The 25,950-nt window shown below is 62.2% G+C and carries 24 protein-coding genes and 1 pseudogene; 16 read left to right on the plus strand and 9 right to left on the minus strand.

Going from position 1 to position 25,950, the window contains the following annotated elements:
• Positions 1–236: 236 nt before the first annotated feature.
• Together NE852_RS28915 and NE852_RS28920 are read left to right on the plus strand one after the other, a co-directional pair.
• Positions 237–902, plus strand: a complete 666-nt coding sequence (locus NE852_RS28915; RefSeq protein ID WP_008532505.1) for a nitroreductase — start codon at positions 237–239, stop codon at positions 900–902.
• A gap of 62 nt (positions 903–964) precedes the next feature.
• On the plus strand, positions 965–1,537 hold the full coding sequence (locus NE852_RS28920) for an NADPH-dependent FMN reductase (RefSeq protein WP_008532504.1): 573 nt from the start codon (positions 965–967) through the stop codon (positions 1,535–1,537).
• A 104-nt stretch (positions 1,538–1,641) separates the two neighbouring features.
• Here the strand turns inward: NE852_RS28920 and gcvA are convergent, their stop codons facing one another.
• A complete protein-coding gene (gcvA, locus tag NE852_RS28925) occupies positions 1,642–2,535 on the minus strand; it encodes a transcriptional regulator GcvA (RefSeq protein WP_008532503.1) in 894 nt (297 codons plus the stop codon).
• A 179-nt stretch (positions 2,536–2,714) separates the two neighbouring features.
• Between gcvA and NE852_RS28930 the strand changes: the two genes are divergently transcribed.
• Complete coding sequence (locus tag NE852_RS28930) at positions 2,715–3,587, plus strand: DMT family transporter (RefSeq protein WP_008532502.1); 873 nt, start codon at positions 2,715–2,717, stop codon at positions 3,585–3,587.
• 177 nt (positions 3,588–3,764) lie between these two features.
• Here NE852_RS28930 and NE852_RS28935 read toward each other — a convergent pair whose 3' ends face one another.
• From NE852_RS28935 to NE852_RS28960, 7 genes and pseudogenes are all read right to left on the minus strand, one after another.
• The gene (locus tag NE852_RS28935; protein ID WP_258157136.1) at positions 3,765–4,673 is read right to left on the minus strand and encodes a pirin family protein; all 909 of its coding nucleotides are present in this window, start codon (positions 4,671–4,673) and stop codon (positions 3,765–3,767) included.
• A gap of 458 nt (positions 4,674–5,131) precedes the next feature.
• Entirely contained in the window at positions 5,132–6,319 is a 1,188-nt protein-coding gene (locus NE852_RS28940; protein ID WP_258157195.1) for a galactarate dehydratase, read from the minus strand.
• A gap of 53 nt (positions 6,320–6,372) precedes the next feature.
• Entirely contained in the window at positions 6,373–7,575 is a 1,203-nt protein-coding gene (locus tag NE852_RS28945) for an ATP-binding cassette domain-containing protein (RefSeq protein ID WP_374992021.1), read from the minus strand.
• A pseudogene (locus NE852_RS32805) lies at positions 7,561–8,126 on the minus strand (ATP-binding cassette domain-containing protein); the annotation flags it as partial. The pseudogene NE852_RS32805 and the gene NE852_RS28945, both read right to left, overlap by 15 nt.
• Positions 8,101–9,222 carry an ABC transporter permease gene (locus NE852_RS28950; protein ID WP_008532493.1) on the minus strand — a complete coding sequence of 374 codons (1,122 nt, stop codon included), beginning with the start codon at positions 9,220–9,222 and terminating at the stop codon, positions 8,101–8,103. The gene NE852_RS28950 and the pseudogene NE852_RS32805, both read right to left, overlap by 26 nt.
• Positions 9,223–9,231: 9 nt before the next feature.
• Positions 9,232–10,218 carry an ABC transporter permease gene (locus NE852_RS28955; protein WP_008532492.1) on the minus strand — a complete coding sequence of 329 codons (987 nt, stop codon included), beginning with the start codon at positions 10,216–10,218 and terminating at the stop codon, positions 9,232–9,234.
• Between the two features lie 118 nt (positions 10,219–10,336).
• Positions 10,337–12,274: an ABC transporter substrate-binding protein gene (locus NE852_RS28960; protein ID WP_258157137.1), complete on the minus strand. Its 1,938-nt coding sequence runs from the start codon at positions 12,272–12,274 to the stop codon at positions 10,337–10,339.
• Positions 12,275–12,647: 373 nt separating this feature from the next.
• Here NE852_RS28960 and NE852_RS28965 point away from each other — a divergent pair, with 373 nt between their 5' ends.
• The 13 genes from NE852_RS28965 (at position 12,648) to NE852_RS29025 (ending at position 24,478) form a co-directional block, all read left to right on the plus strand.
• Positions 12,648–13,361: a FadR/GntR family transcriptional regulator gene (locus NE852_RS28965; RefSeq protein ID WP_008532433.1), complete on the plus strand. Its 714-nt coding sequence runs from the start codon at positions 12,648–12,650 to the stop codon at positions 13,359–13,361.
• A gap of 21 nt (positions 13,362–13,382) precedes the next feature.
• Positions 13,383–14,213 carry an NAD(P)-dependent oxidoreductase gene (locus tag NE852_RS28970; protein WP_008532432.1) on the plus strand — a complete coding sequence of 277 codons (831 nt, stop codon included), beginning with the start codon at positions 13,383–13,385 and terminating at the stop codon, positions 14,211–14,213.
• Entirely contained in the window at positions 14,210–15,088 is an 879-nt protein-coding gene (locus NE852_RS28975) for an SMP-30/gluconolactonase/LRE family protein (protein ID WP_008532431.1), read from the plus strand. Before NE852_RS28970 ends, NE852_RS28975 begins: the two co-directional genes overlap by 4 nt.
• 32 nt (positions 15,089–15,120) lie before the next feature.
• Complete coding sequence (locus NE852_RS28980; protein ID WP_258157138.1) at positions 15,121–16,071, plus strand: dihydrodipicolinate synthase family protein; 951 nt, start codon at positions 15,121–15,123, stop codon at positions 16,069–16,071.
• 63 nt (positions 16,072–16,134) lie between these two features.
• Positions 16,135–17,721, plus strand: a complete 1,587-nt coding sequence (locus tag NE852_RS28985; protein ID WP_258157139.1) for an ABC transporter substrate-binding protein — start codon at positions 16,135–16,137, stop codon at positions 17,719–17,721.
• Between the two features lie 5 nt (positions 17,722–17,726).
• Positions 17,727–18,821, plus strand: a complete 1,095-nt coding sequence (locus tag NE852_RS28990; RefSeq protein ID WP_008532422.1) for an ABC transporter permease — start codon at positions 17,727–17,729, stop codon at positions 18,819–18,821.
• Between the two features lie 4 nt (positions 18,822–18,825).
• A complete protein-coding gene (locus NE852_RS28995) occupies positions 18,826–19,761 on the plus strand; it encodes an ABC transporter permease (RefSeq protein WP_008532421.1) in 936 nt (311 codons plus the stop codon).
• Complete coding sequence (locus NE852_RS29000; RefSeq protein WP_008532420.1) at positions 19,758–20,612, plus strand: ABC transporter ATP-binding protein; 855 nt, start codon at positions 19,758–19,760, stop codon at positions 20,610–20,612. Before NE852_RS28995 ends, NE852_RS29000 begins: the two co-directional genes overlap by 4 nt.
• Positions 20,609–21,355 (plus strand): ABC transporter ATP-binding protein, encoded by a 747-nt coding sequence (locus NE852_RS29005; protein ID WP_008532419.1) that lies wholly within the window; start codon positions 20,609–20,611, stop codon positions 21,353–21,355. Before NE852_RS29000 ends, NE852_RS29005 begins: the two co-directional genes overlap by 4 nt.
• Positions 21,339–21,887, plus strand: coding sequence for a hypothetical protein (locus tag NE852_RS29010; RefSeq protein WP_258157140.1), 549 nt, complete (start codon positions 21,339–21,341; stop codon positions 21,885–21,887). The genes NE852_RS29005 and NE852_RS29010 overlap by 17 nt, the downstream gene beginning before the upstream one ends.
• Complete coding sequence (locus tag NE852_RS29015) at positions 21,884–22,054, plus strand: hypothetical protein (protein WP_008532417.1); 171 nt, start codon at positions 21,884–21,886, stop codon at positions 22,052–22,054. Before NE852_RS29010 ends, NE852_RS29015 begins: the two co-directional genes overlap by 4 nt.
• Positions 22,055–22,166: 112 nt before the next feature.
• Entirely contained in the window at positions 22,167–23,084 is a 918-nt protein-coding gene (locus tag NE852_RS29020) for a DMT family transporter (RefSeq protein WP_008532415.1), read from the plus strand.
• Between the two features lie 401 nt (positions 23,085–23,485).
• A complete protein-coding gene (locus tag NE852_RS29025; RefSeq protein WP_258157141.1) occupies positions 23,486–24,478 on the plus strand; it encodes a DUF4105 domain-containing protein in 993 nt (330 codons plus the stop codon).
• A gap of 181 nt (positions 24,479–24,659) precedes the next feature.
• Here the strand turns inward: NE852_RS29025 and NE852_RS29030 are convergent, their stop codons facing one another.
• Positions 24,660–25,907 (minus strand): DUF763 domain-containing protein, encoded by a 1,248-nt coding sequence (locus NE852_RS29030; protein WP_008532410.1) that lies wholly within the window; start codon positions 25,905–25,907, stop codon positions 24,660–24,662.
• Positions 25,908–25,950: the final 43 nt, after the last annotated feature.

Below are 25,950 nucleotides of genomic sequence, written 5' to 3' on the forward strand. Positions count from 1 at the left end.
TCTTCCGGCTGGTGACCCAGGCCGGGGGCTGGTGATCCAGCCGGGATGCCATGGCACGGGACTCTGCGTTGCTTCGCCTACCTGGCCCCGTATCGCGTCGGTCCCTGATGTACGTTTGACGTACGCCTCCTAGACCACGGTGTGATTCCGCCTCCATTGCGGATGGCGATAATGGATCACATCGACGACCGCATGGCGTTCGAACGTAACGAACGGCTGGCGGCATGGAGGTGATGATGGACGTATATGATGCAGTCAAAAGCCGGCGGTCGGTGCGCGGATTCAAAGACCAGCCTGTTGCGAGGGAATTGCTCGAGCGTGTGCTGTCGGCCGCGGCCTGGTCGCCGTCGGGATCGAACATCCAGCCGTGGAACACCTACGTGATGACCGGCGCATCTCTGGCGGAACTCAAGACATCTGCCGTCGAGCGCGTCGCCCATGGCGACCCCTGGGACAAGCGCCAGTACGAGATGTACCCGTCCGTGCTGAAGTCCCCTTACGGCGAGCGCCGGTCCGCCTTCGGTAAGGAACGCTACAGCGCGCTTGGCATTGCACGCGAGGACTGGGAGGCGCGCCAGCGGGCAGCCATCGCCAACTGGAACTGTTTCGGCGCGCCCGCCGCCCTCTTCTGCTACATCGACCGTGATCTCGGCCCACCCCAATGGGCCGACGTCGGCATGTATCTGCAAACCGTCATGCTGCTGCTCCGCGCCGAAGGTCTGCACAGCTGCCCGCAGATGGCCTGGTCTCAGGTTCGCGAGACGGTCGCGGAGGCTCTCTCCCCTCCGGAGGGGCTCATCCTCTTCTGCGGCATGTCGATCGGATACGAGGACCCCACGGTCAGTTACGCCCGTACGGGCCGCGCGCCCCTCGACGAGACGGTGACGTTCGTCGGCGATTAATTGCTGGCGATCAAAGGACAAGCAACCCCTTCCATGATTCAAGCGAGATATCGGAGAACGCCGTGACCACGCATAAAGTAGGCTATCTCATCGGCAGCCTCGCCGAGGGCTCGATCAACCGCAAGCTGGCCAAGGCGTTGGTGCTGTTCGCCCCGCCGGAACTTGAAATGTCGGAGATATCCTTCAAGGACCTGCCGCTCTACAGCTACGACTATGACGCCGACTACCCTCCGGCCGGCAAGGCGTTCAAGGCTGATATCGCGGCCGTCGACGCCGTGCTGTTCGTCACGCCCGAATATAACAGATCCATACCCGGCGGCCTGAAAAACGCAATCGACTGGGCGAGCCGCCCCTACGGCACCAACTCGTTCACACGCAAGCCGTCAGCGGTGATCGGCACGTCGCCGGGCGCGATAGGCACGGCAGTCGCCCAGCAGAATTTGCGCAGCGTGCTCAGTTTCTGCAACTCTCCCCAGATGAATGCTCCGGAAGCCTATATCCAGTTCACGCCCGGCCTCATCACCGACGACGGCGAGGTCACCAACGACGCCACCGCTGATTTCCTTCGCACTTTCATGCGGGACTTCCATGTCTTCATCACAAGGGTTCGCTCAGTGCTGCCGAAAGATGTCTAGAGGGCTGGGAACCAAGGATCGCGATATCCTTTGCCTTCCACTTGCGGTGTCCCACTGGCGCGTTGACCAAGAATTTCTGGGCTACACGCCATCAAAAGCTTCTTCTAGGTCGTTGCCTTTATCTCGTCGACGATCCAGTTGCGGAGTGCTCTGACTTTCGGATGGTCCCCGTTTCCGGTTCGGTAGACGAGATCATAGCCCCACTCGACGTCCAGTTTCGCTTCCGGGAACAGGGCAACGAGTCGACCTTGAGCAAGATCCTCGGCGACCAGCACACTTCGTCCCAGCGCGACACCTTCGCCTCGAATGGCAGCTTCGATCGACATGCTGCCATGGCTGTAGCCTGGACCGCGTGTTTTCGAATAGGGCAGCCCCATCGATGCGAACCATCGCTCCCAGGTCGTCGTCATGCCGATCTCGTGGATGAGCTGGCATTTGTTCAGATCAGCAGGGTTGGAAAGCCCACCAACACGCTCCAGAAGGGACGGGGCGCATACCGGTGACACCGTCTCGTTCATGATGCGCTCGGCTGTCGCAGCAGGATAATCGCCCGCTCCATAACGAAGAGCAACGTCGACCTGGCTCTTTGTGAAGTCCACCAACGTGTCGGTGACTTCGAGGTGCACATCCAAATCCGGGTGCTGCGCCATCAGCCTATGAAGACGTGGTGTCAGCCACTTGCTGGCGAAGGAGACGCCGGAGCTGATGACGAGGCGTTTTGTATCGCTGCGGCTGCGGATGAACTCCGCCTCGCGGGCAAGCTCGGACAAAAGCCTCGTGACGGTGCTGAAGAAAGATGCGCCGGCTTCGGTCAACTCGATCTTGCGGGTTAGACGACGGAAGAGTGCCACCCCCAGCTGCGCCTCCAGCGCCTTGATCTGTCGGCTGATGGCCCCGTGCGTCAGATGCAGTTCTTCCGCCGCTCCCGTCATGGAGAGACGTCGCGCAGTCGCCTCGAAGGCGCGAAGGGTTTGCAACGGCGGAAGTTGATTGAGCATGGCACTACGCGTGAACAGGGATCACGCATCCTGTGAGGAACAATCGTTTGTCAGCGGATCAGGAGCAAAGCATATGAATGACAGTTTTGCACGCTTCTTCCAATGATTGAATCGCCTGTATGACCCAAATCGTCGCCACTGCCTTCAATGCGTCCGCTTCCACGAGAAGCATTGCAGCTATGTTCCTGCTTGCCGTCATATGGGGGCTCTCGATCCCCATAACGAAGCTCGGCCTGGAAACAGTCCCGCCGCTGATGTTCACCGCGATGCGCTTTCTCGTCGCGGTTCCGTTGCTGCTCATGCTGGCAGCCGGTCGCCTTCGGGTGCCGCTCCGGGCTGTACCGAGCATTATTGCACTCGGGGTGATGGGCATCACGCTGGGCAATGTCGCCCAGTCATTCGGGGTGCAGGGAACATCGGCATCCGTCGGCACCATCGTGTCGGCGACGATCCCCATCTTCATCGTGATTTTTGCCGCAGTGCGCCTTGGTCAGCCTGTGGCAGGCAGGCACTGGGTCGGCCTTCTCGCCGCTTTCGCAGGGATCGCCATGGTGGCGGTCGGGAGTGGCTCGGGGGTTGAAGATCTGTCGAAGACAACGGTGACAGGGGTCGCCTGGATGCTGGTTTCGGCGGTCGCAATCGCTTTCTACTACATTTGGAGCGCCGAACTGACGAACAAATACGGCACGTTACCAGTTGCCGCGTGGAACGCGCTGGCAGGTCTCGTCGCGATCCTGCCTCTGGCGGCTATCGAGATGGCAAACACGCCACACGAGGTCACGGTTCAGGCGCTTTGGACAACGGTCTATCTTGGCGTGATGGTGACGGTCGCCGGCCTCTTGCTCTGGCTGTTCATTCTTCGCGCCGTCCCGGCCCGTGTGGCTGCAAGCGTGCAATATCTTCAGCCGGTGTTCGGGATAACCGCTGCCTCGCTTATATTTGGTGATCGGCTTGGTGGCTTGTTCATTGCAGGCGTGACCGTGATTCTGGTTGGCTTGGCTCTCGCCGTCTCGAACAAGCGGCCGGTTCCGGAAGACCTGGTCACGGAGTAACCCAGGTTCCCCCCGCTCTGTTATTCCAGGAGCGGTATGGCCTGCCCCTCGGGGCGGGCCTTTTTCAAGCGGCGTCCGCTTTGCGCCTGCGGTCTCCATCCGGCACCATGCGAATGAACGACGGCCCGGTGCTGGCAAAGCGCATCAAAACACACGGTCTCATCGCGCGCACCCTCGTCATGGCAGGACGGAGCGAGGCATGAAATCGTCTTCGCCCGGAATGGCTGGAAAGCGCTGCTGGCTCCAATCCTGCTTCGCCTGCTCGATCCGTTCCGGCGAAGAGGAAACGAAGTTCCAATCCATGTATCGCGGCTCGGGAAACGGTTCGCCGCCGAGAAGCATCATCCGCGCGGCATGGTAGGCCGGCGCCCGGAGAATGATTTCGGCGCCGGGCTTCAGCACGATCAACTCGCCCTCGCCGAATATACCGGCCTGGCCGACGATCTCCACCTCTCCCGTAACGACGTAGACGGCGCGTTCGACGTGCTCCGACCTGACCTGATATCGAGCGCCGCTGGTGAGTACGATCTCGGCATAAACCAGATCGGACAGGGTCTTGACCGGCGCGGCGAGGCCGTCGGATGCTCCGGCGATCAGGGTGAATTCGACGCCGTCGGCGTAGAGTCTCGGCACATCGGATGCCGCGTGATGGGCAAAGCTGGCGTCGATCTCTTCGAAGCGGGTAGGAAGGGCGACCCAGGCCTGAATACCGAAAAAGTCGCCTCCTGATAGCCTGCTCTCCGGCGAGGTGCGCTCCGAATGCACGATGCCGGAACCTGACGTCATCCAGTTCACGTCGCCGGGACGGATTGTCTGCACGCCGCCAAGGCTGTCGCGATGAATGATTTCGCCATCCGTCAGATAGGTGACGGCCGCGAGGCCGAGATGGGGATGCGCCGGCATGTCGAAGTCCGCGCCTGCCGCGAAGGCCTGTGGGCCGAGCTGTTCCAGGAAGACGAAGGGGCCGATCATGCGCTGGTGGGCGGCGGGCAGGATCCGCATGGAATCTACTCCATGTTCGGCGTGGCGCACTGTCGGAAGCCGGATGGCGTTTGCGCCGGAAAAGTCGCTTTGGAAGAGTGACATGGGCTCGGGTCTCCTTATGCACCGGCGCTTGGCGGCCGCATTCAGGCAAGGTTAGCGAGCGGTAATCTCGGTGGATATTATCGGGAAGTATCGAAACGGCTAAGCTTTGGTATCGGGTCGATAGCCGTACAGTCGGCACGCCATCGGCGAAATGCTGGTGCGCATCGACTGCGTGAATAAGGCCCTCTCCGTTTCCCGAGAAAACCCTCCCGGTAAGATAGGCTTTTGTTTGCTGAACACTACCACGCGGCTCAATGGCCGAAGGCCGCGTATTCTGGGAGTTTCCGTCCGTGAGCCGTGTTAACCGAACGCGACAGGGATGATGAACACAGGGGTTTTTTCGGTTTCACCCTGTGGCCGACGAATTGGCAGGCGAGCGTCCCACCTGTCCGGCTCCGCTATCTCCGGCAGGAACGGGCCGCGTCCATGGGGGCGCGGCCTGTTCCTGTCTCTTTACCTCAGGCGAAGGCGTAGGAGCCGTCCGGCCGCTTCGGCACGCGCCGCTGCCAGTGGATGTAGCCTTCCTCCTCCATGGCCTTTTCGTCCATTTCGACACCCCAACCGGGCCGGTCGGGACGCAGTTCGAGATAACCGTCCTTCGGCAGATAGGGATCGACGACGTATCGGGTTTCCCCTTGGCGTTTCTCGATGTCGAGACCGCCATAGACATAGGCCTGACCTTTCGGCAGCCGGTATTCTAGGATGCGGAAATTCTGCGCAGCGGCCGAGAAGTGAACGTTGACGGCCGTTGCAAGCGGCCCCATCGGGTTGTGCGGTGCGACGCCGACGAAATAGGCTTCGGCAAGCGTAGCGATGCGGCGCATTTCGCTGATGCCGCCGACGACGCAGATGTCGGGCTGGATCAGATCGGCGCCCTTGACCTGCAGCAGCCGCAGGAACTCGTTTCTGTTGTAAAGTGACTCTCCCGTTGCCAGGACGCAGTTCAGGCCCTGCTTCAGGTCGCCCCAGGCCTCGATATTCTCGGGGCGCAGCGGCTCTTCGTAAAACAGCGGGTCGTAGGGCGCCAGCGCATTGCCGAGCTGGCGCGCGGCGACCGGCTCGAAAATCTTCGCGTGGGCGTCGAAAGCGATCTCGTATTCGTCATTAACGGTTTCGCGAAGCGAACGGAAATAATCCGCTGACGCCTTCACGACATTGCCCCAGCGATGGGCATGCATGTCGATCCGCCAAGGGCTGAGCTTGAAGGCAGTGAATCCCCATTCTTCCTTCAGGCGGTCGAATTCCTCGCGGGCGGCCGGCGCATCGGGCGCGGTGTAAACGCCGGCATAGACCTTGATGCGGTCGCGCACCTCGCCTCCGAGCAGCTTGTAGACAGGCACGTTCGCCGCCTTTGCCGCAAGGTCCCACAGGCAGTGATCGAGCGCGGAGATCGCAGCGAGCCCCAGCGCGCCCGGCGGGAACCGGCTCTGCTGGATCAAGAGGTTGACGAGGTACTCGACCCGCGTCGGGTCCTGGCCTGATATAAAGCCGTAGAGATAATCGAGCAGCGGCGGCAGCGCCTTGTCGGGGCCGTGATTGTAGCATTCGCCCCAGCCCGTAAGACCGTCATCGGTATCGAGGGCGACGATCACGCGGGGGCGGTCCTTATCGCGGGTCATGAAAACCCGCATACGGTCGATCTTCATCATTCTGTCCTTCTAGCGATTGAAATGAGAAATGTTCGGATCCCGGGCGATCTTCATCTCTGAGAGCTCCCGTTCTTCAAATGCTCCGGTTCGCGGTAGCGGAAGCGCCGCGAGTGATCCCGGTCGCGCGGGTCGGGGCGCGGGATCGCCGAAAGCAGCGCCTGCGTATAGGCGTGCTCGGGCGTTCGGCAGACCTTCTCGGCATCGCCGATTTCGACGAGCTGGCCCTTGTACATGACGCCGACGCGGTCGCACATGTAGCGGATGACGCCGATATCGTGGCTGATGAAGATATAGGCAAGGCCGAGCTCGTCCTGCAGGCGCATCAGGAGATCGAGTACCTGCGAACGCACCGAGACGTCGAGCGCCGAGGTCGCCTCGTCGGCAACGATGACGCGCGGATCGAGCGTGATGGCGCGGGCAATGCCGATGCGCTGGCGCTGGCCGCCGGAGAAGGCGTGCGGATAGCGTTCGCGCGCCCTCGGATCGAGCCCGACCTGCTCCATCAGATGGCAGACCCGATCCTCCAGCGCCCGCCCCCTGGCGATGCCGTTGACGAGCAGCGGTTCGCCGATGATCTGCGAGACGGTCATGCGCGGGTTGAGCGAGCCGAACGGATCCTGAAACACCATGCGCAATTCGCGGCGCGCCGCGGCAAGCGCCGGACCCTTTGCCGTTGCGAGATCGATGATACCGCCGTCGGCGCGGCGATAGAGGATTTCGCCGGCGGAGGGATCGATCAACCGCATGATCGAGCGGCCCATGGTCGTCTTGCCCGATCCGCTCTCGCCGACGATGCCGAGCGTTTCGCCCGGCAACAGCGAGATGGAAACATCGTTCAGCGCCTTCACCTCGCCGAAATCCATCGACACGTTGCGCAGTTCGAGGATCGGCGCTTTCGTCCTGTCGAGCGGCGGGCGCGCCAGGCGGATCTCGGCTTTCGCCTCCAGCTTCAGGACCGAGCCGATCAGCATGCGGGTATAATCGTCCTGCGGCGCGTGGAAGATCTGCTCGACCGGCCCGTACTCCTTCGCAACGCCATTGTGCATGACGAGCACGTCGTCGGCGATCTGCGCCACGACACCCATGTCGTGCGTGATGAAGAGAACCGCCATGCCGTTTGCCTTCTGCAGCCGGGCGATCAGGTCGAGGATTTCGGCCTGCGTCGTCACATCGAGCGCCGTGGTGGGTTCGTCGGCGATCAACAGCTGCGGCTTGCAGGCGAGCGCCATGGCGATCATCGCGCGCTGGCGCATGCCGCCCGAATATTGGAAGGCATAGCGATCCAGCGCTTTCTCGGGCGAAGGATCTCGACCTGCTTCAGCAGCGATATGGCCTCGGCGCGCGCTTCAGCCTTGCTCATCCGGGTGTGAAGGCGAAGCGCCTCGACGATCTGGTTGCCAACCGTGTGGATCGGCGAGAGCGACGACATCGGCTCCTGGAAGATCATGGCGATGTCGCGGCCGCGGATCGCTCGGATCTGGCGCCCGCGCGGATTGAGGCTGGTGAGATCGGTCGAGGCGCCGTTCTGGTCGTTCAGGATGATCGAGCCGCCGGCAATGCGGCCGGGCGCATCGACGATCTGCAGGATCGATCGCGCCGTCACCGATTTGCCGGAGCCGCTTTCGCCGACGACGCAGAGCGTCTTGCCCGGCTCGATCGCGAAGGACAGGTCGCGGACTGCGCGGAAGACGCCGGTGCGCAGCGGGAATTCCACCGTGAGGTTCTTCACCTCGAGCAGCGGCTTGCCGGCAATCTCAATGATATCGGTCATGCCGGCCTCATTTGTTGTAGGGGTCGGCTGCATCGCGCAGGCCGTCGCCGAGAAGGTTGAGCGCCATGACGGCGACCACGACGGCGCAGCCCGGCATGAAGAGCCAGGGTGCCGTGGCGATCGAGCGGATGTTCTGGGCCTCGCGCAGCAGCACGCCCCAGGAGATCGTCGGCGGTTGCAGGCCGAGCCCGAGGAAGGAGAGCGAGGTTTCGGCCAGGATCATCGCCGGCACCGCGAGCGTGATCGAGGCGATGATGTGGCTGGCGAAACTCGGCAGCATGTGGCGGAAGATGATGCGTCCTTCGCGAACGCCGTCGAGCCGTGCGGCGGCGACGAACTCCTCGGTGCGCAAGGACAGGAAGCGGCCGCGCACGACGCGGGCGAGTTGCGCCCAGCCGGTCAGCGACAGGATGATCGTGATCATCATATATTGCAACGTCGCCGGCCAATCCTGCGGCAGCGCCGCGGCCATCGCCAGCCAGATCGGGATCGTCGGCAGCGACAGGACGAAATCGATCAGCCGCTGCATGAAAAAATCGATGCGGCCACCGTAGTAGCCCGAGATTCCGCCGAGCACGATGCCGAGCATCAGCGAGAAGAAGACGCCGACGAGGCCGATCGACAGCGAGACCTGCGAGCCCTGCACCGTTCGGCTGAAGACGTCGCGCCCAAGCCTGTCGGCGCCGAAGAGAAGCAGCGGCGTCGTCTTGTCGGGCGAAGCGAGCAGGTGGATGTTGCTATTGAAGAGGCCGAGCACGGAATATTCGTAGCCGCTCCCGAAAAGCCGCACATCGATGCGCTTCGTCGTGTCCTCCTTGAAGATCGCCGCCAGTGTTTCCGGATCGCGGGTGAGCTTCATCTGGTAATAATGCAGCCCGAAGGAAAAGCCGTTCGTCGTGTCGATCAGGTGCAATCTCTGCGGCGGGTGAAACGTCGCCCGGGCATTCTGCAGGTTCGGATCGTTGATGGCGAAGAAGCCGGGAACAAGCGCGACGATATACATCATCACGGTGACGACGAGCGCCACCATGGCGAGTTTATGCCGACGGAAGGCCCACCAGATGAGCTGCCATTGCGATGCGACGGCGGCGCGATCCGGCTGCAGGTTTGTAATGGTGATGTCGGCCACGTCAGCCTCCTATTCCAGCCGGATGCGCGGATCGACCAGCGCCAGAAGAATGTCGCTGATCAGAGAGCCGATCAGCGTCAGCGCGCAGATCAGCAGGACGAAGGCGCCGGCAAGATACATGTCCTGGGCCATCAGTGCCTGCAGCAGCAAGGGTGCGGCTGTCGGCAGGTTGAGGACGATCGCGACGACGACCGAGCCGGAAATCAGGTTGGGAAGCAGCCAGGCGATGGTCGAGATGAACGGATTGAGCGCGATCATCAGAGGATATTTCATCAGCAGCCGGAATTCCGAGAGGCCCTTTGCCCGCGCGGTGACCACGTAAGGTTTCGGCAGTTCGTCCAGCATGTTGGCGCGCATGACGCGGATGAGGCTCGCCGTCGAGGAGACGGCAAGAATGATAACCGGGAGCCAGAGATGGGTCAGGAGATCGAGCATCTTGGCAAAGCTCCAGGGCGCCGTCTCATATTCCGGCGAAAACAGCCCGCCGACATCCTGGCCGAATTCGACCGCCGCGATATACATCAGCACCAGCGCCAGCAGGAATGACGGAACCGACAGGCCGAAGAAGGCGAAGGCCGTAAACAGATAGTCCCCGATCGAATATTTCTTCACGGCGGAAAAGACGCCGATCGGCAGCGCGATCGCCCAGGTGGCGATCAATGTCGAAAGGGCGAGCACCAGGGTCAGCGCCATGCGCTCCCAAATGAGATCCGAGACCGGCTGCTGCCACTCGAAGGAAATGCCGAAATCGCCGCGCGAGAGGATGCCCCAGATCCATTTGAAATATTGGATGAGCATCGGATCATCGAGACCGAAACGCTCACGCAGCTGCGCGGCCGTGTTCTGGTCGACGATCTCGTTGGATGCCGCGAGCGTCGCGATATAGGTCGTGACGTAGTCGCCCGGCGGCAGCTGGATCAGCACGAAAGCCAGGAAGCTGACGGCAAAAAGCGATGGAATCATCCATAAGAAGCGTTTGGCGATGAACACCAGCATGAGGCGTCTCCCGGCTTGGACGCCGCCCTCCGGCCCTTTCGGCTTCACGACCGCAAGGGGGGAGGACGAACCTGAAACAAGGCGCCGTGCCTGACGGTACGGCGCCTGAAGATCGAAATCAGCTCGTGAAGGTGAACTGCTGGGGCATCGCCGGCCCCGGGTTGGGCCAGGACCAGCTGTCCGGCTCTTTCTCGGGAACATTGCGCAGATTGTTGCGGATGATGCCGAAGCCGCCGACGGCAAGGCAGAGACCCACCGTCTCGAATTCTTCCGCCGCGATATCGAAGATCTGCTTCATGATCGCGCCGCGCTTGTCGAGATCGGCCGTCGAACGCGCCTCGTCGAAGAGCTTCATGCGCTTCTTCTGGCTTTCCGGCGGCTCCTCGCCACGCGCGCCGTTGGACGTATACCAGAGCGTCCACGGAATGGCATAACGCGATCCTTGCGGATGGAAAGCGAAGAAATCGCGCGGATCGAGCATCGGATCGAGTCCACCCGGCCCCGGCCAGACCTGCGCATCATGGGCATTGTCATCGCCGCGGGTGTAGTAGAGCGCCCGCTCGATCGTGTTGACCTTCATGTCGATGCCGATCTGGGCCCAATGCGTCTTGACCAGTTCCAGCGCATCGACGAGGTCGGGATAGAGCGTCGGAATGACGTCGACCGAGAAGAACACCTTCTGCCCGTCCGGGCGAAGGCGGAAGCCGTCGCCGCCTTTCTTGTAGCCCGCTTGATCGAGCATCGCGCCCGCCTTGTCGGCATCGAATTCGGTGAACTGGCGCGCATATTTCTCGTGATACCAGGGATGGGTCGGACGCGGTCCGGCCTGATAGGGCTCGCTCTGCCCGAAATAGACAATGTCGATGAGCTCCTGGCGATTGAGACCGATCGACAGCGCCTGCCGGAACGACTTGTCCGCAAACATCTTGCGCATGGCAGGATCTTTATGGGTGATGTTGAAGTAGATCTGGCACTGCTGCGAGGCCGAAGGCACCAGCGTCAGCAGACGGTAATCGCCCTTCTGCATGTTCTGGGAGAGCGTCGGCTTGTTGGCGAGCACGCTGATGTGGCGCTCCTGGATATCGATCTTTCCGGAGATGACGTTCAACATCAGCGACTCGACGTCCTGCGAGATGCCGAAGTTGATTTCATCGATATAGGGAAGCTGGTTGCCTGATGTATCGACCTGCCAGAAATAGGGGTTGCGCGTCATGACGACGCGCGTCGCACCGCCGGCATAGGGCTCCTTGACGACCCATGGATCGAGCGTCGGCTTGTCGACATTGCCCCAGCGCGAGGGGATTTCGATGTCGCCGCAGCGGCTGCGGAACAATTCCGTCCAGCTCGTGACGCCCGCCTTCTTCGCATCGGCTTCGACGTTTGGATTATATTTCGGCAGGAACTGGCTGCAATAATGCTTCGGGAAGAGCGTCGGGTGTTGGCCGAGCGGCGTGGCGAGGTTTTCCAGATAAAGGGCGTTCGCCGCCGCGAAGGTGAATTTCACCGTATGATCGTCGATCTTTTCGACCGTGACCGGCTTGCCGGCGACGGAAAGCTGCGCCGGCGTCGAGCTGTAAAGCTCGGTGTTCTTGACGCAGTCCTCGATCGCGAAAACGATATCGTCTGATGTAAAGGGATGACCGTCGGACCAGCGCACGCCTTCGATCAGGTGGAAGGTGAATTGCGTTGCATCGTCACTGACCTCCCAACGTTCGGCAAGGTTCGGCTGCACGGCGGTAAAATCCAGGTTCCAGCGCACGAGGCTCTGGTTGCCGACCATGCGCAGGATGCCGTTATGGTCCGACGAACCGCGCAGGCCGCGACGCAGCGTGCCGCCATAGGTGCCGACCTTCTCGTAGGGCGTCACCACCATCGGCTTTTTCGGCAGGCGCTCGGCCAGCGGCGGCAGTTTGCCGTCCTTGACGAGCTGCGCCAGAGCAGGCGCTTCGCCGCCTGCGGCGAAGGCGCGACCGGCAATCGACAGTGCCGCGACACCGGCCATGCCACCGAGCACGGCGCGGCGGGTGACGCCGCCAGACAGTATTTCATTGGACATCGAGTTCCTCCCTTTTTTATGCCGCTAAGGCTTGCGCCGGCTGGCGCGGCAGGCTCCCGACCTGCCGCTTCGCGCCCTCCTCGGCGCTGCGGAGGAGACCATAGACACGTTCTCAAATGATTACAAGAGTTGACAGATAATTACAGATTAGATAGCGATACAACATCAAGAATAGCGCTCAAGCCATTGGAAAGGCAGAATCGAGCGAAGGAAGACCATCGATCTGTCAGATGCTGTCCACAAAACATTACAGCAGGTGACGGGCATCGCGCCATGCTGGCGCACGGTCGAGGTGGCATATTTGGCTTCTGCTCGCCGGGCGAAGAGCCGATGGGATGGATGGGCCATGGTGGCGGGAGAGAAAAGGACGATAATGACGTTTGCTGTCGATGCCGTTTCCAACAGGGGCGCAACGCGCTTCAGCGACATCATCTACGAGAAGATCGTGGGGATGATCGCGGACGGCAAATTTCCCGTGAACGAGCGACTGCCGTCGGAGACGAAGCTCGCCGCCGATTTCGGCGCGTCGCGGCCTGTGGTGCGCGAGGCTCTGGAGCGGCTGAGAACGGACGGCCTCGTCGTGTCGCGCAAGGGGTCCGGCTCCTATGTCAGGCAGCGGCCGGATTCGTCGATGCTGAAAATGGTTCCGGTCGGCTCGCTTGCGGATGTGCAGCGCTTCTTCGAGTTTCGCGCCGGCCTCGAGGCGGAGGCGGCGGAGCTTGCGGCGCGAAACTGGCAGCCTGCCGACAAGGAGCGGATCATGGCAGCGCTTCTCGCAATCGAGCAATGTCTTGCGAATGGCGAGCTCGGCGCCGAGGAAGACCAGGCCCTGCATGATGCGATTGCGATGGCGACGGGCAATCAGTTTCACATCACCGTGCGCGAATGGTTCAGACCGCATTTCGCCATCGGCCATTCGGTGACCCGAAGCCTGAGCCTGAAGCGCACGCCGGAGCAGATCCGCAGCGTGCAGGACGAGCATGCGGTGATCGTGGAGGCAATCTTCGCGCGGCGGGAAACCGAAGCGCACGATGCGATGAAGATACACATACTGAATGCGCGCGCCCGCATGTTCCAGGGCGTTTAAACGATGAAGGGAGGACGGACGATGAGACGGATCGCTGTGACGGGTGCTGCCGGACGTGTCGGAACGCTGCTGCGTCCGCTCCTACGGCCTCACGTCGAGCACCTCAGCCTGATCGACGTTCATGCGCCCGCCGAACTGGCTGAAAACGAAAGCTTCGTCCAGGCCGATTTAGCCAATCTCGACGAGGCGACGGCCGCTCTCAACGGCATCGACGGCGTCGTTCATCTTGCCGGCATCGCAAGCGGCATCGACATGAACGCCATATTGCAGGCGAATGTGCTGGGCACGTACAATCTCTACGAGGCTGCCCGGATCAACGGGGTTGAGCGGATGGTCTACGCCTCGAGCAACCATGCGACCGGCTTTTATCCGCGCGGCGAGGTCGTATCGCCGCTCGATCCGATGCGACCGGATAGCCCCTACGGGCTTTCCAAATGCTGGGGCGAACTGGTGGCAGGGCTCTATTACGACACGTCAGGCATCCGCACCCTTTCCATCCGCATCGGCAATGCGGGCACCTATCCCAACAGCGAGCGAGCGATAGCGATCTGGATCAGCGCGCGGGATCTGGCGCAATTGGTTCGCATCGGGCTCACCCATCCGCTGATCGCCGCAACTGTCGTCTACGGCGTTTCCGATGCGGACGAGAAATGGTGGGACAATGATCTTGCGACGCGCCTCGGCTACCTCCCGCAAGACCGCCCGCGCGATCACGCCCGCATCGAGCAGGTGGCCGAGGGCCGGATTGCACTGGCGTTCCAGGGCGGGGGTTTCTGCGAATACAATCACGATGGCGACATCCGCATGCGCGATGCCGAGGGGCTCGTCAAAAAACTGGAGACGGTCTCGTGACGGCGCCGCGTATCATTGAACCGAAGGTGCGTTCGGTGCTGCAGCAGCCGCTGACGGTCGGTGAATCGCCGGTATGGGACGAAGAGACCGGCGCCCTGTGGCTCGTCGATATCCTGGCGCCGGCGATCGTCCGGCTCTCGGCAGACGGCAAGGTCGACCGCTTCGACATGCCTTCCGCGGTCAGCTGTCTCGGGCTTTGCCGCGACAACAGGATCGTCGTCGGCCTCCAGACCGGCGTCCATCTCTTCGATCCCGTCTCCCGCCATCTCGAATTTCTGTGCGATCCGGTCGGGCGTGAGATGATCGGCCGCCTTAACGACGGCAAGGTCGGGCCCGACGGTCACTTCTGGGTGGGCTCGATCAGCGAAGCCAAGCCACAGGTAAATGATGCGGCGCTCTTCCGCGTCGGCGCTGATGGCAGCGCGCGCACGGTCGCAACGGGACTGACGAGCTCCAACGGCCTTGCCTGGTCGCCGGGCGGCCGGCGCATGTATCACTCCGACAGCCGGCAATGTTTCCTGCAGGCTTTCGATTTCGATCCTGAAACGGGCGCGCTTGGCGCCGCGCGCCGGCTGCGCAGCTTTACCGAAGAACAAGGCCGCCCCGATGGAGCGACGACCGATCGCGAGGGGTTTTACTGGAGCGCAGGCGTCTCCGCCGGCCGCCTCAACCGCATATCGAGCGCAGGCGAAATCGCCGAGATCTACATTCTGCCGGTCGCCGCACCGACCATGCCGTGTTTCGGAGGGCCTGACCTCAGCACTCTCTACGTCACCAGCCTGTCGACCGACCGCACAGGACGTTTCCAGGCGGGGACGGTCATTGCCTTCGATGTGGATGCGGAAGGCCTGCCGCCATTCCGCTTCGGCATCTGATCATCTGGATGGAAAGGTAACGGGGAAGAAAAATGAGCATCGCGATCATGCGCAAGGCGCTGACGGGCGTGTCGGGCGTTCCCGTCACGGCCTATGATGGAAACGGCGAAGTCGAGACTCGGATCACCGCGAAGGTCTATGCACGGGTGGCGGCGGCCGGCATCCACAATATCGTCGCGGCCGGCAATACCGGGGAATTCTATGCCCTGACGCCGCGGGAGATCCGGATCGTCCACGAGGCTGCGGTGTCGGGCGTTGCCGACAGGGCGCCGGTGACGGCGGCAATCGGCCGGTCGCTGCATGAGGCGGTCGCCATGGCGAGAGATGCGGCCGCGATCGGCGCATCGGCCGTCATGTCGCATCAGCCCGTCGATCCTTTCGCAGCACCCTCGGCGCAGATCGACTATTTCTGTAATCTCGCCGATGCGTCCACCCTGCCGCTCGTTGCCTATGTCAGAGCCGAAGGTTTCACCGTCGCCGATATCGTCCGCCTCGCCAACCACGGCAATATTGCCGGCATCAAGTTCGCCACGACGGATCTGATGCTGCTGTCGCGCGCGATCCCGGCTGCCGATCCGGCCGGCGCGCTGTTCGTCTGCGGCCTGGCGGAAAGCTGGGCGCCGACATTCACCGCGGCCGGCGCACGCGGCTTCACGTCTGGCCTCGTCAACGTCGCGCCGAAGCTTTCGCTTGCCGTCCACGACGCTCTTGAAAAAGGCGATTTCGCCGCGGCAAGGGCCATCGTCAACAAGCTCGAACCCTTCGAGCGGATGCGAACCAAATTCCGTAACGGCGCGAATGTAACCGTCGTGAAAGAAGCCGTCACCTATTCCGGCCTCGATGTCGGCCCGGTGCGTGTGCCGGGATTGCCGCGGCTCGATGAGCATGACCGCGAAGATCTGCATCTGCTGCTTCGAGGCTGGGAGGCCGAGGGCGACATCGAAACCCATCGCGGCCAGCAGGACGTCAAGGCGGCCGGCTGAGTTCGACACTATTTCCGCAAGCAACAGGCGCGGCATGGCGCCACGAGATTGGGAGGTCTTGAGATGCTGAAACAGCTACTGACGACGATCGCAATGACAGGCGCCTTGATGGCGGCACAGCCGAGCTTAGCCGCCTCGCCGCCCAACATGCTGGTCATCGGCACCAATCTCACCGGCATCAGGACGCTCGATCCCGCCCAGAACAATGCCCGCACGGTGTCCGAGCTGATCTCGAACCTCTACGACAACCTCGTGCAATTGTCGCCCGACGATCTGAAGACGCTGAAGCCGATGCTGGCAACACAGTGGAGCGTCTCCGAAGATGGCAAGATCATCACGCTGACCCTGCGCGACGACGCCCTCTTCCAGAGCGGCAACAAGGTGACCGCCGAGGATGCGGCCTGGTCGATCCAGCGCGTCATCAAGATGGGTCAGGTCGGCTCCACCGACGTCGCGCTCTGGGGCTTTACGCCCGAGAATGTCGAGAAGCTCGTTCGGGCCAAGGACGAACAAACGCTCGAGATCGAGCTGCCGCAGGCGGTCAATACCGATCTGGTGCTCTATTCGCTGGCCGGCTCGTCGCTTGGCATCGTCGACAAGAAGACGGTGCTGTCGCATGAGGCGAACGGCGATTTCGGCGGCGCCTGGCTCTCGGCCAATTCCGCCGGCAGCGGCCCGTTCAGCCTGGCGCAGTGGCGGCCGAACGATGTGGCGATCTTCAATGCGCAGCCGAAATATTGGGGCGGCAAGCCGGCCATGGCCCGCGTCGTTGCCCGCCATATCCCGGAATCCGGCAATCTCAGGCTTCAGCTCGAAGCGGGCGACGTCGATGTCGGCCAGTATGTGGCAAGCGGCGATCTCGATGCGCTTTCCACCAACAAGGATATGGTCATCGACAACGTTCCGGGTCTCGGCTTTTACTATATCGCCCTCAACCAGAAAGATCCCGACCTGCAGAAGCCGAAGGTCCGCGAGGCATTCCAGCACGCCTTCGACTGGAAGGCGATCTCCGGCAACATCATGCGCTATACCGGCTTTCCCTGGCAGTCGATGATCCCGCGCGGCATGATCGGCGCTCCCGGGGAGGCCGCGGCCCGCTACGATTACGATCCGGCCAAGGCCAAACAGCTGCTGGCGGAGGCCGGATATCCCAATGGGCTGAAAAAGGTGCTCAATCCGTCGGGAGCCCCAACTCTGCCCTTCGCGGAAGCGCTGCAGGCAAGCGCGCGGGCCGCCGGCCTCGATCTCGATCTCGTGCCCGGCGAGTTCACGCCCGCCTTCCGCGAGCGCAAATTCGAAGTGCTGCTCGGCAATTCCGGCGCCCGCCTGCCCGACCCCTTCGCTGTCGCCACGCAATATGCCTTCAACCCCAACAACAGCGACGAGGCGCGCCTCGGCAGCTACTATCTCTGGCGCACGGGCATGAAGGTGGACGAGCTCAACACGCTCATCGACCAATCGATGAAGGAGCGCGACACGGAAAAGCGCACCGACATCTTCAAGAAGATGGATGGCATCTACGCCGGCATGGCCTCGCCGCTCGTCATCTTCTTCCAGCGAACCGACCCCTATGTCATGCGCGCCAACGTCAAGAACTATCACGGGCACACGACATGGTCGACGCGCTGGCATGACGTGACCAAGGAGTAGTGCGCGTGGCGAGCGCCGATCTGACATCGAAGGGGCAGGCAAGCCGCCAGTCGGGGAGCGCGTTCGCTGAGGCGGCCCCGCACCCGTTGCTGAGCCTGTTGCGGCGTCTGGCCGGACGTGTGGTGGCCGTCGTCACGACATTGCTCGGCCTGCTCTTCCTGACCTTCTCGATGGGCCGCCTGCTGCCTGCCGACCCGGTGCTTGCTATCACCGGGGCGGAGGTCAGCAAGGAGGTTTACGATCGCGTCTACAACGAGCTGGGGCTCGGAGAACCGATCTGGATGCAGTTCCTCTCCTATGTCGGGAAGATCGCGACGGGAGACCTTGGCACCTCGGCAACGACCGGCCAGCCGATCCTCACCGATCTGATGACGATTTTTCCCGCGACGATCGAGCTTGCGGTTATCGCCATGATCATCGGGGCGGTCGTCGGCATTCCCTTGGGCATCACGGCTGCGGTCAGGCGCGGGACGATCATCGACCATATCGCCCGGATCGTCGCCCTTGCCGGCCATTCCATCCCGATCTTCTGGACCGGCCTGATGGCGCTATTCGTTTTCTATGCCAAGCTCAAGCTCGTCGGCGCATCGGGTCGGATCGACGTCTTCTACGAAGGCCTCGTTACGCCGATGACCGGCTTTCTGCTGATCGACGCCGCACTCCAGGGCCAATGGGATGTGTTTTATAACGCGCTCGGCCATATCATCCTGCCGGCGGCGATCCTCGGCTATTACTCGGTCGCCTATATCAGCCGCATGTCGCGGAGCTTCATGCTGGAGCAACTGAGCCAGGAATATATCGTCACCGCCCGGGCCAAGGGGCTCGGCACCCGCAAGGTCGTCTGGCGCCATGCCTTCCGGAACATCCGCGTGCAGCTTCTGACGATCCTGGCGCTGACCTTCGGCGGGCTGCTCGAAGGGGCGGTGCTGATCGAGACGGTGTTCGGCTGGCCGGGGCTCGGCCAGTACCTGACGCGCGGGCTGCAGATGAACGACATGAACGTCGTGATGGGCTCGGTGCTGACGATCGGCGCCGTCTTCCTGACGATCAATATCCTGTCCGACGTCCTCTATCGCATCCTTGATCCGAGAACACGGTGACGCCATGACGATCTCCACCGAAGACGCAGACAGCATCCAGGCCGGCGGGTTGCGCAAATGGCTGCTCGCGCCCGAGCCTCAAGGCTGGTTTCAGTCGTCGGCCCAGCAGGTCCATCAGGGCTGGCTGAAGTTCAGTCTGCACCCGCTCGGCCTTGCCGGCCTCGTCATCATCCTGCTCCTGATCGCCGTGGCGACGGCTGCCCCCTTGCTCACGAGCTACGATCCAATCGTTCAGGATATGGCCGGTCGGCTTGCGCCGCCCTCGGCTGCCCATTGGCTCGGCACCGACAATTTTGGCCGCGATGTCTTCTCCCGGGTGATCTACGGCGCCCGTACGACGCTCTACATCATCGTGCTCGTCACGATCATCGTGGCACCCCTCGGCCTGTTGATCGGCACCGTCTCAGGCTATTTCGGCGGCATTGTCGATGAAATCCTGATGCGCATCACCGATATCTTCCTCTCGTTTCCCGGGCTGGTGCTGGCGCTCGGTTTTGCCGCCGCCCTCGGCCCCGGCACCACCAATGCGATCATCGCCATTTCGCTGACGGCCTGGCCGCCGATCGCGCGGCTGGCGCGCGCCGAGACGCTCAGCCTGCGCAAGGCGGACTACATCGCCGCGGTGCGCCTGCAGGGTGCAAGCGCCATTGCGATCATCACCCGCCACATCCTGCCGATGTGCATTCCCTCGGTGATCGTCCGCGTCACCCTCAACATGGCCGGCATCATCATCACCGCGGCCGGTCTCGGCTTCCTCGGCCTCGGCGCCCAGCCGCCATGGCCGGAATGGGGCTCGATGGCCGCGAGCGGGCGCGAGTTCATGCTCGATAGCCCCTGGGTAATCGCCGCGCCGGGCATCGCCATCGCGCTCGTCAGCCTCGCCTTCAATCTCGTCGGCGATACGCTGCGCGATGTCCTTGATCCCAGGGGGGCGGAATGACCGAGCTGATCGATATTCAGAACCTCGAAATCGCCTTCGGCGGCGGCCAGGTGCGGGCCGTGCGCGGCGTAAGCTTCACGCTCGGGCAGGAAAAACTCGGCATCGTCGGCGAATCCGGATCGGGAAAATCCACCGTCGGCCGCGCAATCATGAAGCTTTTGCCGCCGACGGCAAACGTCAGCGCCGAGCGGATGCGCTTTCGCGATGTCGATCTGCTCAAGGCGAACGAGAGAACGATGATGACGATCCGGGGACGGCGGATCGGGCTGATCCTGCAGGACCCGAAATATTCGCTCAATCCGGTCATGCGGATCGGCGAGCAGATCGCCGAAACCTACCGCTTCCATCATCCCAAGGTGAGCGCCAAAAAGACCTATGCCCACGCGCTCGACATGCTCGAAGCCGTCCAGATTCGCGATCCCGAGCGCGTCGCCCGCCTCTACCCGCATGAAATATCTGGCGGGATGGGCCAACGGGTGATGATCGCCATGATGCTGATCGCCGAGCCCGAAGTGCTGATCGCTGACGAGCCGACGTCGGCGCTCGACGTGACGGTCAGGCTCGAAATCCTGGCCTTGCTCGATGAACTCGTGCTCCGCCGCAATCTCGGCCTGATCTTCATCAGCCACGATCTCAACCTCATCCGCAATTTCTGCGACCGCGTCCTCATCATGTATGCGGGCCGCGTCGTGGAGGTGCTCGAGGCGCGCGATCTCGACAAGGCGAGGCACCCCTATACGCAGGGGCTGCTGGCATCGCTGCCAAGGATCGAGGACCCGCCCGCCCGGCTGCCGATCCTGAAGCGCGATCCCGCCTGGCTTGACGACTTCGCATTGGAGGCGCAGCGGTGATCAGCATAGACAATCTCACCATCCGCTTCGGGCACGGCCAGCGGCCTGTCGTCAGGGACGTCAATCTCGCCATCGAACAGGGGACGGCCTTCGGCCTGGTCGGCGAATCCGGCTGCGGCAAATCCACCGTTCTGAGGGCGCTCTCCGGCCTCAACGCCAATTATGACGGGCAGATCGCGCTCGACGGCGAAAGGCTGGACCAGCAGCGCAGCCGGCCGTTCTTTCGCCGGGTGCAGATGGTATTCCAGGACCCCTATGGGTCGCTCCATCCACGCAAGACCATCCGCTCGCAATTGCAGGAGCCGCTGCGCAATCAGGGGCTGGACAGGAATTCCGTCGATGTGAATGCCACGCTGCGATCGGTCGGCCTCGATCCGGCGCTGAGCTACAGGTTTCCGCATCAGCTCTCCGGCGGGCAGCGGCAGCGCGTGGCGATTGCCCGCGCCTTGATGCTGAACCCCGACGTCCTGCTTCTCGACGAGCCGACATCGGCACTCGACGTCTCGGTGCAGGCCGAAATCCTCAATCTGCTGCAAGACCTGCGCAAGGAGCGAGGCCTCACCTATCTCCTCGTCAGCCACGACCTCGCCGTCGTCTCCCACATGTGCAGCCGCGTCGCCATCATGAAAGCGGGCGAGATCGTCGAAGAGGTCGAGATCGAGGCCCTGCGAAAGGGCGCGGTCGAACATCCCTATTCGCAGCGGCTGCTGCGGGCGAGCCGGATGTATGGTAAGGCATCATAAGAATGGCGGCTTCCGCGTCTTTGGCGTTTTGGCTCCCTACTCTCGAATTTATGACAACGGCTCCACGCGCCGTTGCCGGCTTAATTCAATTCATGATAATGTCTTTCATCGCGAATTGAGGTTGCCGCTGTCGATGCGGTTTTTCTTTCCACAATTTCCAGCCGAATTCGAAATTCCTGATGACTGGTGGACTGATGCCGGCATGGCAGGCTTCATGCCATCGGCGCCGACGTACTTAGCGGAGGATGCAGCCTCTTGCGCGATCTCGCTACGGGACATTGCGCCGCCCTTTCGTAATGCGACGACGCCAAAGGATTTCCGTGGGTTTGACCGCGTGCGCATGGTCAGCGTGTTGACTGCCATTTCCAACGGCACCTCGTTGCCGCCGGTGAGCCTGATTGCAATTCCGAAATTCGACGCACTCTACAGGCCTTATAGCTTTGGCCTGCTGGACGGCATGCATCGCTTCTTCGGCTCAATCGCCGCAGGGTTTGATGCAATTCCGTCCACGGTGCGCGAGCCCTTCCAATGAAAGAACTAACCATCATTAATGCCGAAACACCCCTGCCATCACTGATTGCCAGCGCCGGCGATCGCACGGCGTACCACTTCCTGGAATTCTTCACCGCCCAGATCCGCAACCCGAATACGCGACGAGCCTATGCGCAATTCCTACCGCTTCAAATCATTCGGCTTTAACCCAAAGCAGTCGGAATGCATTTCAGCATCATCGAATGCTTGACATCGGCAGTGTTAAAGCCGAAGCCGCAGTCGGCCGCGCGTGCGCGGCCGTTTTTGCGAGGATTCGGGAATGAAGACCAAGACGGCCGTCGCCGGTGCCGGAAACCTGATCCTGATCGGCGTCCTTCTGATGCTGCTCGGCGATCTGCTCTTTGCGCTGAACGATGCGATGGGCAAGTGGCTGGTGGCGAGCTTTGCAGTCGGCCAGGTGCTGGTGATCCGCTCGGTCGGGGCCTTCATCGTGCTCGGGCCGCTGATCGCGCGGCAAGGGCCGATGGCCTTGTTCCGCGTCGAGCAGAAGGGACTTCAGTTCATGCGGGTCGCCATGGCGACCGGCGATGTTGCACTGTTCTATGCTGCCGTCGCCTATCTGCCGCTCGCCGACGTCATGACCTTCTACATGGCCGGGCCGATCTACATCGCCGCGCTCTCGCATTTCTTTCTCGGAGAAAAGATCGGCTGGCGCCGTTGGCTCGCCGTTCTGATCGGCTTCGCCGGCGTCGTCATTGCGCTGCGTCCATCCACGGCGATGTTCTCGCTTCCGTCGCTCTTCGGCCTTGCCGGCAGCTTCTCCTTCGCGCTGTCACTTGTCATGAGCCGCTATCTGCGCTCGACCAGCGACACGACGCTCGTCACATGGCAGACGATCGCTGCTCTTGCCACCGGCATCGTGCTCAGCATCGGCCACTGGCAACCGGCAGCACCCATCGATTGGTCCGGCATGCTGCTGCTCGGCGTCGTCGCCACCTGCGCGCATCTGCTCATCACCCGCTCGCTGAAGCTCGCTCCGGCATCGCTGCTGGCGCCGCTGCAGTATACGCTGCTGCTCTGGGCGATCATCCTCGGCTACATCTTCTTCAACGACATTCCCGACACTCAGCTCATCATCGGTGCGGCAATCATCGTCTTCGCCGGCCTCTTCATCTTCCACCGGAAGAATCTGAAGGAGACGGTTCCAGCCGAGGCCGTGCCGCCGGACGGGCATTGAGAGACGAGCCGGATCGGCATTCAGGAATGCGTCCTGCCGGGAAGGATCATCTCTTGCTGGCGCCGCTCCGACGGGCACGAACAAACCGCGCCCGGATATTTTCGACTATCGTCCGCTCGTAAGACTCTTTGTGTTTTGTCCGGTGCGGACTGGACAAGCGTCCTCAGTTCAAGACAGATTGTTCGCCATCCCCCCCGTCACGGGAGCCAGACGATCCCGAGCATCGACAATGCGTCTCCGGATAGAGACGCCTTCTCGACCCTCGTCACATGTCTGGAACATCGAAATCATCGATTGACCTTCAACAAGGATGGGAAGGCGTCATGAGTTTCAACAACAGCCAAAGTGCGTCAAGATCCGCGGGTCGCGGGCCGCGGCAAGCGCCCCTCCCCGTTCGGATAATGTTTCGGGCTGCAAAGGCTGTCTTCGGCTTAGCGTTTCTGCTGGCGACCTTGTGGGCCTCTCTCGCGCTATTCTACCGTCTGCCGGATCCCCCGCCGATAGGAGGGGTCGCGGCAGGAGTCCTCGCGCTGGTCGGCATTGCCGCGGTAATTTCCATGATCTGGAAGCCGCGCCTCATTGTTATCCTTCCTTTCGTCCTATGCTTTGTCGGCATCGTGGCGTGGTGGAACTCGATCGAGCCCCCCGTCACAGCCAACTGGGCAGGAGACGTCGCCAGGCAGGTGACCGGAACGGTCGACGGCAACATCCTCACGCTGACCGACGTCAGAAATTTTGCCTGGAAAACGGATGGCGGTTTTGTGGAGAAATGGGAGACGCGCACCTACGACCTGAACAAGCTCAGGAGCCTCGATTTGTTCATGTCCTATTGGGCGGGGCCGGAAATGGCACACATGATCCTGAGTTTCGGGTTCGATGACGATCAATACCTGGCATGGTCGATTGAAGTGCGGAGAACGGCCGGGGGCAAATTCTCTCCGGTCGGCGACCTCTTCAAAAGCAATCCCCTCGTCATCATCGCCGCTGCCGAAAGCGACGTCATTCGTGTCCGATCCGAAATACGCGGCGAGGACGTCCAGCTCTTTCGCATGCGAGTTCCGCCGGCCAATGCCGCACGGCTTCTCCTGCAATATGTGAGCGATGCGAACACGCTCGCCGAACACCCGCGCTTCTACAACTCGCTCACCACCAACTGCACCACGACTGCCGCCAAAATGATGCGGGCCGTCGGAGCAACATTTCCGTTCGATTGGCGGCTGATCGTGAACGGTTACCTTCCGGAATTCGCCTATGACCGAAAAGCGCTCGACATGAAGCTGCCTTTTGAGGAGCTGAAAGCGGCAGCGCATATCGCTGCACGGGCAAAAGGTGCCGGCGCTTCCGAGGATTTTTCCAAAGCGATCCGTGAGGGTGTGCCGTCACCGCTCGATTGAACGGCGCATCGGCCCCGAAAGTTGGAACCGACGGCGTGAGGTCGCCCGAAAATCGCTGACACTTTTCGGCGTCATGGCCTAAAGCGCGTCGCGATCTTTCAGATTTGTTCCTCGCACTTTAGGTCCTTGTTTTTCCGCATGTCGTTGCCGCAAAACCTCTCACACTTTTGCGCGACATGCTCTAATCCTCACCCGCGGGCGGCTCCCAGCCGAAGACGCTGCGGCCGCCGAAATCGGAGGATTGGCGGAATTCGCCGGCGATAATTTCCTTGAGGTCGGGGCCGGTCACATAACGCTCCATCTGCCGGGACTGGTCGTCCAGCCGCTTCAGCGCCTGCAGTTCCTCCTCGCGCCCGAGCCTGCCTTTCCGCACCGCCGATTTCATCACGCCGATCGTCTCGTCATAGACCTTCAGCGGAACCGGAAACGGATGGCGGTCCTTGCCGCCATGGGCGATCGAGAAGCGCGCCGGATCGGAAAAACGGCAGGGTGCGCCGTGCACGACCTCCGCCACCATCGCCAGCGCCTTCACCGTGCGGGCGCCGACGCCTGGGACGAGCAGCAACTCCTGGAAATCCGCCGGTCCGCGGTCGGCGGCAGCCGCCAGATTTCCGTGCAGGCGCCGCATGTTGACGTCGCTCTCGCGCACGTCGTGATGGGCCGGCATGATGAGATGCGGCAGCATCGGCTGCTCGGCGGGCTCAGGCTCCGGCTCTTCGGCGCGCATCAGTGCCGCGGCCTCGCGGATGATGCGGTCGGGGCCGAGTGTGGCGAGCAGGTCGAGCTGGCCGCGCCGCGAGCGCTCCGCGCGCCTATCGGCGAGATTGACGATCTCGCCCTGGCTTCTGCCTTCGATCGCCGCATGCGGGGAGTCGACGAAGCTTTCGAGCCCTTCGGAGAGCCAGTGATAGCGCCGGGCCTGCCGCCGGTCGCCGTTCATGCCCTGCTGCACCACCACCCAATGGCCGTCGTCGGCGACGATGAAGCCATGGAGATAGAGATCGAAACCGTCCTGCAGGGCGGCGCTGTCAACCTTGGCGATAAGGCGGCTCGTCGTTGCCAGCCCCTCCCCGTCGAGGCCGACGCGCTCACCGATCGAGACGAGCTCCTGCGGGGTCTTGCGCGAATGCGTACCGCGCCCGCCGCAGACATGCAGGCCGAGTTCCCCGGCACGCGGCTTGAGCCCGCGCTTCAGCGCGCCAAGCACGCTTGTTGTAATGCCGGAGGAGTGCCAGTCCATGCCCATCACCGCCCCGAAGGACTGAAACCAGAAAGGATGGGCGAGCCGGCGCAGGAATTCGTCGCGGCCGTAGTGATGGACGATCGCCTCGGTGATCAGGGTGCCTAACCGCGTCATCCGGTCGCCGAGCCAATGCGGCACACGTCCCCCGTGAAGGGGAAGATCGGCGCTGCCTGCTCGTTGTGACATTGCTCGTCCTATACTCTCTTCGCCCGGCGCCTGCCTCCCGCCA

It is taken from the genome of Rhizobium sp. Pop5, assembly GCF_024721175.1.
Lineage (GTDB): Bacteria > Pseudomonadota > Alphaproteobacteria > Rhizobiales > Rhizobiaceae > Rhizobium.